Below are 11,141 nucleotides of genomic sequence, written 5' to 3'. Positions count from 1 at the left end.
ACGACGAGTGGTGCCTCTACCGCACGGGCCAGGGTCCGTATCCGGGCCTGTTCGCCCGGGGGAAGAAGAAAAAGGACGAGTGGTGATCCCAAGACCCTCCCCCTGAAGGGGGAGGTGGCCCGGAGGGCCGGAGGGGGAAGGTCCTTCCGATTTCGAGGTGGTCGCTGACCCTGCAGCCGCTTCCCTCTCCGTCGGCTTCGCCGACACCTCTCCCTTCAGGGAGAGGGATACAAAAAGGGCGGCCCTTTCAGGCCGCCCCTTCCGGTTTTCGGGAGATCCGAAACGCTTACCAGGTCTTGCTGACGCTCAGGTACACGCGGCGCTCGACTTCCAGGCCGGCGCTCTGGCGCTGGCGGTTGTCGCCGAGGTTCTGGCCGCTGAGCGCCACGGTCACGCCGTGGTCGAACGTGCGGGCCACCCGGCCGCCGAGGGCGGCGTAGGCGTCGATGTCCACCAGGTTCGGCGCGGCCGCGGCGCTGTAGAGCGCGTAGGCGCGGTGCTCGCCGACGAAGTGGGCGTAGCCGTCGACGGTCCAGGCGCCGCCGGTCCAGCCCAGCGAGACGTTGCCGCTGTTTTCCGGGGTGGTCTCGGCGTAGGCGGCCGTGCGGATCAGCGGCGAGAAGCCGGCGGTCGGCTCGTCGTCGACCTCGGTGTGGGTCCAGTCGGCGTTCCAGCGGAAGCCGCCCGTCAGCTGACCCGAGGCGGCCAGCTCGAAGCCGGTCATCTTGCTGTCGCCGATGTTGCGGTAGCTGAGCACCGGCAGGCTGACCAGGGTCGCCGCCACGTCGATCTGGGCCGAGGTCGGCTGGCCCTTCACGTCCTCGGTCTTCTGCACGAAGGCCTTGGCGCTGACTTCGGCCTTCAGAGCGGGCAGGGCGCGCTCGTAGGTCAGCTGGTAGTTGGTGATGATCGCCGGCTCGAGGGTCGGGTTGCCGGCGAGACCGATCGTGTACGGACCTACGGTGACGCGGGCCTGCAGGGCGCCCAGGTCGACCAGGGTCGGAACCTGCACGCCGCGGGCGGCGGTGGCCTTGAAGGTGTCGACGTCGGTGGCGCGCCAGACCAGGCCGAGGTTGTAGCTCGGCTCTTCGATCTTGCGGTCCCAGTAGCCGTTGCCCAGCGGCGGCGAGCCGGCCGGGAACGTCCCTTCGCGCGACAGGTCCAGGCTGTCGTAGCGGCCGGCGGCGGTGAAGGCGAGCTTGTCGGTGATCGCCCAGTTCCACATCGCCGAGGCCGACAGCACGTCATAGCTGACCTGCGCGCCGCCGATCGGGGCGGTGTTGACCTCGTTGTGGCGGTACTCGGCGCCGACGCGCAGGGTGTGCTTCGCGCCGATCTTGAACAGGTCCTGCACCGAAACGACGCGGATCTGGTTCTCGAAGCGGGCGTTCTGGCCGAGGATCAGGTGCTTGGCGGTCAGGTCATTCTGATAGGCCGACAGCTGCAGCTGGCCGAGCTTGGTCTCGGCGGTCAGGGCGCCCTTCACCGAGCTCGTCAGGTACTTGCTGGGCGAGTAGGCGTAGTTGGACAGCATGTCGCTGACCTGGACGTTCGAGTACGAACCCTCGACGCGCAGCTCGACCTTGTCGGTCAGCTGGGTGACGGTGTCGATGTTGGCGGTGACGCGCGACGGGTCGTTCAGCTGGCTCTTGGCCACGCCGACGGTGTTTTCGTACTCGTCCGACTTGGCCGCGCCGGCCGAGACGCGGGCGCTGAAGCGCTCGCCGACCTTGAACGACTTGGCGGCCGAGACTTCGCCGTAGCGGGCCGAGCCGGTGCGCAGGGTGATGTCGCCGGTGTCGTCGAACTTCGGGTTGACCGTGATGATGTTGACCACGCCGCCGACGGCGTTGAAGCCGAACAGGGCGCTGTTGGGGCCCTTCACGACTTCGATCTGGCGGATTTCCGACAGCTGCACGGGCAGGGTGGCCCAGGCGGTGTAGCCGTAGTGGTCGAGATAGACCTGGCGGCCGTTGATCAGCACCAGCAGGCGCGGCGACATGGCCTGGTTGTAGCCGCGGACGCTGACGTCCGAGGCGCCGGCGCCGCGGCTCTCGACGTCGAGGCCGGCCACGCGCGACAGGATGGTCGGCAGGTCGGTGGCGCCCGAGCGCTGGATGTCGGCGGCCGAGATGATGGTCATGTCCACCGGCGCTTCGGTCGAGCGCTGCGGGGCGCCGGTGGCGCTGGTGGTGACCGGTTCGTTGAACAGCTGCTCGAGCGAGCCGTAGTCGATGGATTGCGCGTGAGCGGCCGAGGCGGCGGCGACGAGGAGGCCCGCGGAAACGCCGGCCAGGAGAGTCTTTTTCATGGGATTATGTCTCTTCAGCTGGCCGGGATCAGACTTCGCGGATCATCATGCGGAAGGCGGACTTGAAGACCGCGCCGACGGCCGCGGCGGCCGAACGGTTGACGATGATCTCGACCTTGGGGTCGGCCGACACGCTCATCACGCACGCGCCGCTGGCGGCGCAGGAGGCGTCCGAGCCGATGGTGATGATCTTCTTGGCCTTGGCGGCCGCGCCGACATTGACGCCGGTGGTGACGTAGAGAGCGGCCACGCCGCTGACGCCCGAGACGGCGCCGGCTTCGACCGGCTTGGCCGTCAGGGTCAGGGCGCCGGCGTTCATGCCGCCGCCGATGGCGGCCATGACGGCGTTCTTCTCGGCGACCGAGGCCGGCTTGGACGGATCGAACACCACGCCCAGCACTTGCTTGCCGGTGGGGCCGTTCTCGAGGAAGGTCAGCGCGCGGCCAGCGATCTGGAGGTCCTTGGCGGCGTCGGCGTGAGCGCTCAGAGGCGCGATGGTGAGGAGCGCCGCGGCCAGCGCCGCTGCGGGTTTCGTCTTCGACATTCTGTTGAAATCCCCTGCCCTTTGTTGGGCTTATGAGCGGGGTGATCGCGCGCCGGACGTAAAGAAGAGGTAACGTCGCCTAAATCACGACGTTATCCGACTAACCAGGAATGTCCGGTAGTCGACCAATGAACAACTTTAGATCGGCATTTCCCTATAGGGCAGGTGGGGTCCCCCACCTGCTTTTGCGTCATCTTGAGTTGTGTTCGGACAGAATGTCGCAGGGATGGTTTATTTTCAGATCGACAGGCGCTCGGCGGCGACTCCGGCGGCGCGCAGGGCGGCCAGGCGGGCGAAGGCCAGGGTCAGGGCCTTGCGCCGTGCCGGCGCCAGGGGCGTGACCGGGGCGGCCCGCACCACGGCCCCGCCGAAGCCGTCGGCGACGATCAGGCCCGGCTCCTCGGGCAGGATCCCGTCGGGAAAATGCGGGGCGACGGCGAAGTGGAAGGCGTCGCAATAGGGCGCGTACTCGCCCCACTTGCGGTCGACGCGATAGTCTTCCAGTCCGGACTTCACCTCGACGATGACGATGTCGCCCTTGGGCCCCAGCGCCATCAGGTCGGCCCGCCGGCCGTTGGGCAGGGTCACCTCGGCCAGGGGCGCGTAGCCCAGGTCGACCAGCAGCCGCGCGGCCCCGCGGGTGACGGCCAGGGTGGTCTCCGGCCGGGACATGTCCGAGCGCGAGAGGGCGATGTCGACGACGACGTCCATGGAGCCAGAGTGTTCCCTTTTCGTTCGAGTTGCAAGCGTGGCCGCAAGCGTCACCATGGCCGCGCCGCGAGGGGGCGGCGCGTGGAGTACGTCATGCTTTCGATCTTCCTGAACCTTCTGCCGATCCTGCTGCTGGTCGGCGTCTGGATCGTCTTCGCCATCATTCTTCGCAAGGGCAGCCCCGTGCAGAGGAAGGCGATCGCCACGCAGGACGAAGCGCTCGAGGAGGCGCGCCGAACCCGTATCGCGGTCGAGCGCATCGCTGAACTGCTCGAAGCCCGTCAGGCCGAGCGCGTCGGCTAGCTAGTCCACCAGCACCGGCGTGGGCGCGGTCGCGGGCCCACGCGTGCGCCAGGCCTCCATCTCGGCGAGCAGGGCCTTGGTCCCGAGCGTCAGGGTCCTGGGCAGGACGCCGTCGACGCCCGGGCCGCGACCGAAATTGCCCACGGGCGCGTGCTGTTGCGGCTTTTCGCGCAGGCGCCAGGCGACCATCGTCCCGCCCTTGGGCAGCTTCCAGGCGAAGAACGCCTCCACCTCGCCCCACGCCACCTTCCTGCCGGGCTTCAGCCCGCCCTCGACCTGGAAGCCGTCGGCGTCGAGCACCAGTCGCTGGGGCTTGAGCAGCTGCACCAGGAAGGCCGCGGCGCAGAAGCCGAAGAACAGGATGCACAGCCAGGGCATCAGGCGCTCGTCGTCCTTGGCCTTGTCGATCAGCCAGGCGCCCAGCGCCACGAAGGCCAGGCTGCCGGCCAGGCCCAGCACCAGCTTCCACCGCGCGCTCTCGATGACTTTCCGTTCCATGGACGCCCCCGTCGATGACGGGAGCGAACCTGCCACGACCGGCGGGCGAGCGCCACCGGGGGCGTCCGCCCTAGCCCGGCGCGTGCCTGGTTACCCGCAGGCGCGAGACGTCGTAGCCCAGGGCCTTGGCGCGGTCGGTCAGTTCCTGGGTCAGGGCCGGGGTCGGCTTGTCGCGGGTCAGGAGCCAGAGATAGCGGCCCGAGCCCTCGCCGACGATCGACCAGCTGTAGTCGTCGGCGTGGTCGAGCACCCAGTAGTCGCCGACGAAGAACGGGCCGAAGAACGACACCTTCAGCTTCGCGCCGGTCACCTTGTCGGCCAGCTTGGCCTTGCCCAGAGAGATCTTCTCCACGCCCTCCGGCCCGCCCTGGCGGCAGGTGTTGCGCACCTCCACCAGGCCGTCGGGGCGCAGGGCGTATTCGGCGGTGACGCCGTCGCAGCCCTTCTCGAAGCGGAAGTCGTAGCGGGCGGCTTCGTACCAGAGGCCCAGATAGCGCTTGAGTTCGACGCTCTTGGCCGGCTGCGGCGGGCTGGGATTGCCGGTCGGGCGGGCGGCGCAGGCGAAGGCCGCGCCCAGGGCCAGCAGGACGGCGCCGGCGACCGCCGGAGAGACGCGCCGCATGCTCAGGCTTCCGGCTGCTGCGGGAAGACCAGCTTGGCGTAGCCCAGCGCCTTGACCCGGGCCAGGGCCGCCTCCTTGGCCGCCTCGTCCATCACCGGCTTGCGCGACAGCAGCCAGACGAAGTTGCCGCCCGGCGTGGCCATGATCGCCCAGGACTCGTCGTCGGCCCGGTCGAGCACCCAGTATTCCTGCTTCTTCATGCCGCCCAGGAAGCTCATCGAGAACTTGGCGTTCTCGGATCCGGCGACGATCTTGCCGGTGGTGTTGAAGGTGCGGGCCTTGCCGCCGGCGCTGTCGCGGCGACAGACCTGGCGCACCGAGAAGCTGTCGGCGGTCCTGGCCGTGAACTCGGTGGTCGGGGCCTCGCAGTTGCGCTGGCCCGAATTGGGGGTGCGGGCGATCTCGTACCACTTGCCCGTATAGAAGGCCGCCGCCACCGGCTTGGACGGCGGCTGCGCGCCAGCCAGCGCCAGGGCCGGGCCCATGGTGGTGAGGACGGTGACGACCGCCGCGATGGTGATCAGGCCTGCTCGCATTCCGACACCTTGCTGCTCGCCCACCTTGCTGCTTACCAGGGAAGGCGGGCTTTTCGCCCTGCTCAAGTTCATCCCTCGAACGGAAGCAAACGCAAGGCGGCGCAGGGGTGTTCCCCTACGCGAAAACCCTCTCTCTTTGAGAGAGGGAGGGGCCCACGCCGAAGGCGTGGGAGGGTGAGAGGTGACAAACTGTCCGATCTCGTCCCCTCTTCGTCATCCCGGAAAGCCCGAAGGGCTTATCCGGGACCCAGGGGGACCGGGCTCGGCGGTCGTGTTCACCGCCTCCAAGGTCGCCAGCGCACTGCGGCGGCTCCTGGGTCCCGGCTCTAAGCTTCGCTTCGGCCGGGATGACGACGGGAAAGGAGCTGGGGCGGAGGTTTACCGGCCGGCGGTGAAACCTCTCACCCTCCCACCGCTTGCGCGGCGGACCCCTCCCTCTCTCGAAGAGAGAGGGATTGCCAATTACTCCGCCGCGATGGTCACCGGGGCGACGCGGTCCTTGAAGTTGATGGCCTGCAGGTGGCGGATGCCTTCCTCGGCGATGTCGTCGCCGACCATCCGGTCGCCCTCGGCCCGCAGTTCGTCGAGGTCGACGTACATGGCGTAGAAGGCCTTGGTGCGGTCGGTGATGATGCCGGCGTTGAGCAGGGTCTTGACCAGCACCCGGAAGATGTTGGTCTGCTCCTTCATGTTCTCCCGACGCAGGTCGTCGGTCATGATCTTCCCGTACTCCTCGACCACCTTGTCGGGATCCAGGCCGAACTCGCGGTAGAGATCCAGCTGCTGGTGCGGCGAGACGAGGTTGAACAGCAGGGTCTGGAAGCAGTGGGCCGCCCAGTCCTCGATGATCGCGTGCTCCTCGGGCGTCAGCTTGGGCACCGTGCGGTCGGCCCAGATCTTCCCGAACTTGTGGTGGAAGGCCTCGTCGGTCATCACCAGCTGCAGCAGCTTCTTGCCGAGCGGATCGTGGATTTCCTTGAAGAAGGTGGCGAAGGCGCCCATGGCCAGGCCCTCGACCAGCATCTGCATGCCGATGATCTTCTTGTAGACCTCGGGGGCGGCGATGATCTCGACCAGCAGGGTCTTCAGCGCCGGGCCGCACTCGACCGGCTTGCCCCAGCGGGCCTTGATGTACTTGGCGAAGGCGGTGACGTGGCGCGCCTCTTCGCGGGTCTGGTTGGCGGCGTATTCCTGCGCGCCCTGGTCCTTGAGCACGTGGCACAGGCTGGCCGACAGGTTCAGCGCGCCCTGCTCGCCGTGCAGGATCGACGAGAAGCTGCGCAGCACCGACTGGTTGATGAAGCGGGTGCGCTGCTTGGGATCCGACAGGTGATTGGAGACGTAGTCGGTCGACAGGGCGATGACGAGTTCCTCGGGAACCAGCGGCTGGTTCTCCATGTCGAACGGCTCGTCGAAATCGATATAGGCCTTGTCGAGCGGGTCCCAGAAGTGGTCGTGAGTGGCCGAGATGATCTTGTCGAAAGCGGTCGAGCGGTTGTTGTACCGGTCGAGCTCGAGCATGGACTCGAAGTCGTCGGGCGCCACGGCGTCGTACATGGCGTCCTTGGTGATGTTCTTGTCCGTCACGGTCGGCTCCTCTCCTGTGGGCGCGGCGGGGGCCCGTCTGGCGCGGGTCTCTCGTCGAGTGAACACTGTCCACTCAAACTTCCGGTACGGTCAAATTAAAAATGACGACGGCGTCACCTTCGTCGCAGTCGCTTGAAGCAGAAAGAGAAACGTCGCCATGGGGCTCAACGTCTTTGTCCTTACCGGAGCCGGGGTTTCCGCCGAGAGCGGGCTGGGCACCTTCCGCGACGAGGGCGGGGTGTGGACCCAGTACGACCTTTCGGAAGTGGCCACGCCGCAGGGCTTCGCCCGCGATCCGGCCAAGGTGCGGGCCTTCTACGACGCCCGTCGCCAGAACCTGGCCGGGGCGGCGCCCAACCCGGCGCACTTCGCCCTGGCGCGGCTTCAGACCGAGCTGGCGGCGCGGGGCGGGCGGCTCTTCCTGTGCACCCAGAACGTCGACGACCTGCACGAGAAGGCCGGTTCGACCGACGTGGTCCACATGCACGGCGAACTGGCCGTCACCCGCTGCCACGCCTGCGAGGCGACACGGCCCGATCCTGGCCCGCTCGACGCGGCGGCGGTCTGCGAAGCCTGCGGCGAGGTCGGCATGGCGCGGCCGCACGTGGTCTGGTTCGGCGAGACGCCGCTGTTCATGAACGAGATCTTCGACGCCCTGGAGGAGGCCGACCTCTTCGTCGCCATCGGCACCTCGGGCTCGGTCTATCCGGCCGCCGGCTTCGTGGGCGAGGCGCGGCGGATGGGGATCCGCACCTGCGAGATCAATCTCGAACCCTCCGACAACGCCCGCGCCTTCGACGAGCGGCTCTATGGTCCCGCCGGCGAGGTGGTGCCGCGCTGGGTGGAGAGCGTGCTGGCCTAGCTAAGCCAGGCGCGGCCGGAACTGCTCCATCAGCGCCTCGGCCTCGTCGGCGTCGTCCTCGTAGACGCTGTCGGACGACAGCACCTTGGCCAGGCACCTCACGGCCGCCTCGACCGAGCGCCGCACGCCGATGCCTTGCAGGTAGCACTTGGCCAGTTGCAGGCAGGCGGAGTCGTCGCCCGCCGCCGCCCCGCGCGCAAACCAGCGGACCATGGCGCGGTGGTCGCCGCGCTCGCGATAGAGGATGGCGATGTTGTTGGCCGCGACCGTGCAGCGGGCCTGCCGCCAGGCCCGCTGATAGAGCCGCATGGCCTCGTCCTTGTCGGGCGGGGCGCCCAGGCCCGTGTCGTGCATATAGGCCAGGTTGGTCAGGCCGGTGATGTCGCCCAGGTCGGCGCAGCGGGCGTAGCCCTCTCGGGCGCGGGCGTAGTCGCCGGCCTGCTCGGCTTCGCAGGCGATGTGCAACAGGGCTTCGGTCTCGATCATCACCCAAGCTATGGCACAGGCGCGGCGGCGCGGCCTAGTCCTTCGCCGCCGGTTGCGGGATCAGTTCCAGGAAGTTGCGCACCAGAGGCGAGGCGTCGCCGGCCCGGGTGGCCAGCGCCAGGGGCACGCGCGGCGTCGCCCCGTCGAGCGGGCGATAGACCACTCCGCGCACGGCCAGCTGGGCGATCGAGCCGGGGATCATGGCCACGCCCAGGCCGGCGGCGACCAGGTTGATCATCGCCACGATGTGCGGCGTCTCCTGAGCGATGACGGGCTCGAAGCCCTCCTGCGCGCAGGCCTGCCGGATCAGCCCCAGGAAGGTGCGCCCGATCCCCTGCGAGAAGATCACGAACGGCTCGCCGCGCAGCTCCGCCACCGGCGCCCGGGCCTGGGTCGCCAGGCGATGGCCGGCCGGCAGGGCCAGCACCAGCGGCTCCTCGCCCAGCGGCAGCAGGTCCAGACCCTCGGCCGCGACATTGCCCGGCCGCACGAAGGCCGCGTCCAGCTCCGAGCGCCGCAGCCGCTCGGCCAGGCGGGCCGAATGGCTTTCCTCGACGATCAGGCTGGCGTCCGGATACTTCCAGTGGAAGACGGCGAAGGCCTCGGTCACCGCCGGGTGGAAATTGGCCGACGAGGTGAAGCCCACCCGCAGCGCGCCCACGTGGCCGCCGCCGGCCCGGCGGGCGGCCTGCAAGGCGCGGTCGGCCTGTTCGAGGATCTGGCGGGCCTCGGCCAGGAAGACGCGGCCGGCCTCGGTCAGTTCGGCCCCGTGCGGGCGGCGCAGGAACAGCGGATAGCCGATCTCGGCCTCGAGGTCGCGGATCTGCTGGCTCAGCGGCGGCTGGCCGATGCCCAGGCGCGCGGCCGCCCGCGTGAAGTTCAACTCCTCCGCAAGGGCGACGAAATAGCGGACGTGGCGCAGTTCCATGGACGGGACGGGGACTCGAAAAGCGGGTTCAGGCTGGTGGAAACTTGCCCGGAGGCGCCGGCCGGCTGGCCTTCCACAGCGTGACGGCCAGGGCCGCCAGCGCCGCGGGAACCAGGGCGACCAGCCATACCAGCACCACGGCCGTCAGTTGCAAGACCGACAGCAGGACCACGAAGGTCTTGTTCTCCGGCCTGCCGACCTTGGCGCGAGGGGTGAACACGGGACGCAATCTCTCGCAACGCGGCTGACCGCCACGCGTCCACGTCGTGGAGCGTCGGGCGGCCAGTCGTCAGCGGTGTTGCATCAACCTCCGACGAATCTGCGGAAAGTATTGCGCAGAATCCGTGATATTCAATCGCAAACTCTCGTGACGGGGGATATTGTGCTTTTACGCACCGATCATTGAGCGAAACCGGGCGATAATCGCCATTTTATCCTCAGGTATTGCTCAGAACTCTTGGGCGATTGCTTTTAGCTATCGCCGTTAGGCCTCCAGGCTGGCCAGCACCTTCGGATCGCGCCGGGCCAGGTCGATCAGGCGCTCGACCAGCGCCTCGCGGCTGTCCAGGGCCAGGCCGTCGCGCAGGCGGGCCATGCGGTCGCGCACCGCTTGCAGTCCGGGCTCGTCCAGGCCGTTGGCGGCGACCACCACGGCCGCCTGGTGCTTGCAGGCGCCGAACTTCTCGAAGCCCGGGCAGTCGCAGCGGCCTTCGCCGGCGGGGCTGCGCAGCTCGACCACATAGAGGTCGCCGGCGCTGCCGGTGACGTGGGCGGTCACCGCGTCGTCCTCGATCGCCACCAGGTCGACGTCGCCCTTCTCGGCGATGGCGACGCCGCTTTCGAACCAGCGCTCGTCCATGCGCTCGCGCCAGGTCTCAGTATCGAAAAGGCTCATGCCTCGTCCTCGATGCGGTGGATGTCGTCGTCCGACAGCCCGAAATGGTGGCCGATCTCGTGGACCAGCACGTGCTCGACCAGTTCGCCCAGGGTGACGTCGCCGCGTTCGGTCCATTCGTCCAGGATCGGGCGGCGATAGAGGAACACCATCGACGGGTTGGGCAGGGTGTCCAGCACCGAGCGGCGCGACAGGTCCACGCCCTGGTAGAGGCCGGTCAGCTCGAACGGATCCTCGATGCCGAGACTGGCCAGCACGTCGTCGGTGGCGAAGTCGTCGATGCGGAAGACGACGTCGCCGGTCAGGCGGCGGAAGTCCTCGGGCAGGGCGTCGAAGGCGGCCTTGGCCAGGGCGGCGAAGTCGTCCAGCGAGGGGGCGAGGCGGTCGGTCCAGGTCATGGACTCCAAATAGCGTCATTCGTCCTGTGGGGAAGGGCTGATCGCGCTCTCGCCGCGCGCGGTCTAAGCTGCCAAATCTGATTCGACCTTTCCGCCTTGTTGGGGCCTAGCGACACGCCGGATGACATCGCTTGATCTGATCCTGGCCGCGGCGGCCGGCGCGGTCTGCCTGGCGATCTGCGCCACCCTGTGGGCCCTGGCCCAGCGGCGCGCCTTCGACGCCCGCATGGCCGCCATGCTGCGCCGCCTGCAGGAGCTGGAGAGCGGCTCGCTCGCCACCCAGGCCTCGTCCGAGGCCTTCGACAACGCCCTGGTCGCGGTCGAGGACGGGTCCGCCCGCCTGGTCTCCGGCGAGGACAGCCTGGCCGCCTGCGCCCAGGTGCTGGACGTCGCGGCGACTCCCGATGCGGTGGTCCAGGCCCTGACCGCCGGCGATCCCGACCACGCCGCCCGCCTCAAG

General features: G+C 68.6%; 14 protein-coding genes and 1 pseudogene. 3 read left to right on the top strand and 12 right to left on the bottom strand.

Annotated features, from left to right (window positions below):
* Window positions 1-286: 286 nt before the first annotated feature.
* The 3 genes from DMC18_RS15635 to mmcB form a co-directional block, all read right to left on the bottom strand.
* The gene (locus tag DMC18_RS15635) at window positions 287-2,311 is read right to left on the bottom strand and encodes a TonB-dependent siderophore receptor (RefSeq protein WP_110119475.1); all 2,025 of its coding nucleotides are present in this window, start codon (window positions 2,309-2,311) and stop codon (window positions 287-289) included.
* Window positions 2,312-2,339: 28 nt separating this feature from the next.
* A complete protein-coding gene (locus tag DMC18_RS15630) occupies window positions 2,340-2,855 on the bottom strand; it encodes a hypothetical protein (protein ID WP_110119474.1) in 516 nt (171 codons plus the stop codon).
* A 237-nt stretch (window positions 2,856-3,092) separates the two neighbouring features.
* Complete coding sequence (gene mmcB / locus DMC18_RS15625; protein ID WP_370444012.1) at window positions 3,093-3,527, bottom strand: DNA repair putative endonuclease MmcB; 435 nt, start codon at window positions 3,525-3,527, stop codon at window positions 3,093-3,095.
* A 132-nt stretch (window positions 3,528-3,659) separates the two neighbouring features.
* On the opposite strand from mmcB, the gene DMC18_RS15620 reads away from it, so the two are divergent.
* Window positions 3,660-3,869, top strand: coding sequence for a hypothetical protein (locus tag DMC18_RS15620; RefSeq protein WP_110119472.1), 210 nt, complete (start codon window positions 3,660-3,662; stop codon window positions 3,867-3,869).
* Here the strand turns inward: DMC18_RS15620 and DMC18_RS15615 are convergent, their stop codons facing one another.
* The 4 genes from DMC18_RS15615 to DMC18_RS15600 all read right to left on the bottom strand — a co-directional run bounded on the left by DMC18_RS15615 (window position 3,870) and on the right by DMC18_RS15600 (window position 7,112).
* Window positions 3,870-4,367 carry an STM3941 family protein gene (locus DMC18_RS15615; RefSeq protein WP_110119471.1) on the bottom strand — a complete coding sequence of 166 codons (498 nt, stop codon included), beginning with the start codon at window positions 4,365-4,367 and terminating at the stop codon, window positions 3,870-3,872.
* Between the two features lie 70 nt (window positions 4,368-4,437).
* Window positions 4,438-4,989, bottom strand: coding sequence for a lipocalin family protein (locus DMC18_RS15610; protein ID WP_110119470.1), 552 nt, complete (start codon window positions 4,987-4,989; stop codon window positions 4,438-4,440).
* 2 nt (window positions 4,990-4,991) lie between these two features.
* Entirely contained in the window at window positions 4,992-5,525 is a 534-nt protein-coding gene (locus tag DMC18_RS15605) for a lipocalin family protein (RefSeq protein ID WP_110119469.1), read from the bottom strand.
* A 462-nt stretch (window positions 5,526-5,987) separates the two neighbouring features.
* The gene (locus tag DMC18_RS15600) at window positions 5,988-7,112 is read right to left on the bottom strand and encodes a ferritin-like domain-containing protein (RefSeq protein WP_110119468.1); all 1,125 of its coding nucleotides are present in this window, start codon (window positions 7,110-7,112) and stop codon (window positions 5,988-5,990) included.
* Window positions 7,113-7,269: 157 nt separating this feature from the next.
* On the opposite strand from DMC18_RS15600, the gene DMC18_RS15595 reads away from it, so the two are divergent.
* The gene (locus DMC18_RS15595) at window positions 7,270-7,974 is read left to right on the top strand and encodes an NAD-dependent deacylase (RefSeq protein WP_110119467.1); all 705 of its coding nucleotides are present in this window, start codon (window positions 7,270-7,272) and stop codon (window positions 7,972-7,974) included.
* Here DMC18_RS15595 and DMC18_RS15590 read toward each other — a convergent pair whose 3' ends face one another.
* The 5 genes from DMC18_RS15590 to DMC18_RS15570 form a co-directional block, all read right to left on the bottom strand.
* Window positions 7,975-8,460 carry a tetratricopeptide repeat protein gene (locus DMC18_RS15590; RefSeq protein WP_110119466.1) on the bottom strand — a complete coding sequence of 162 codons (486 nt, stop codon included), beginning with the start codon at window positions 8,458-8,460 and terminating at the stop codon, window positions 7,975-7,977. It abuts the gene before it with no gap.
* Between the two features lie 34 nt (window positions 8,461-8,494).
* Window positions 8,495-9,388: a LysR substrate-binding domain-containing protein gene (locus DMC18_RS15585; protein WP_110119465.1), complete on the bottom strand. Its 894-nt coding sequence runs from the start codon at window positions 9,386-9,388 to the stop codon at window positions 8,495-8,497.
* 28 nt (window positions 9,389-9,416) lie between these two features.
* Window positions 9,417-9,608, bottom strand: coding sequence for a hypothetical protein (locus DMC18_RS15580; RefSeq protein WP_233245224.1), 192 nt, complete (start codon window positions 9,606-9,608; stop codon window positions 9,417-9,419).
* A 264-nt stretch (window positions 9,609-9,872) separates the two neighbouring features.
* Window positions 9,873-10,283, bottom strand: a complete 411-nt coding sequence (locus tag DMC18_RS15575; protein WP_110119463.1) for an SWIM zinc finger domain-containing protein — start codon at window positions 10,281-10,283, stop codon at window positions 9,873-9,875.
* Window positions 10,280-10,681 carry a metallopeptidase family protein gene (locus tag DMC18_RS15570; protein WP_110119462.1) on the bottom strand — a complete coding sequence of 134 codons (402 nt, stop codon included), beginning with the start codon at window positions 10,679-10,681 and terminating at the stop codon, window positions 10,280-10,282. The genes DMC18_RS15575 and DMC18_RS15570 overlap by 4 nt, the downstream gene beginning before the upstream one ends.
* 121 nt (window positions 10,682-10,802) lie before the next feature.
* On the opposite strand from DMC18_RS15570, the pseudogene DMC18_RS15565 reads away from it, so the two are divergent.
* Window positions 10,803-11,141: pseudogene (locus DMC18_RS15565) on the top strand (two-component sensor histidine kinase); the annotation flags it as partial.

Origin of the sequence: Caulobacter sp. D5, assembly GCF_003185805.1 — a bacterium.
GTDB lineage: Bacteria > Pseudomonadota > Alphaproteobacteria > Caulobacterales > Caulobacteraceae > Caulobacter.
The sequence above is the reverse complement of the archived record's forward strand: the minus strand, read 5'-3'. Positions and strand labels throughout refer to the sequence as shown.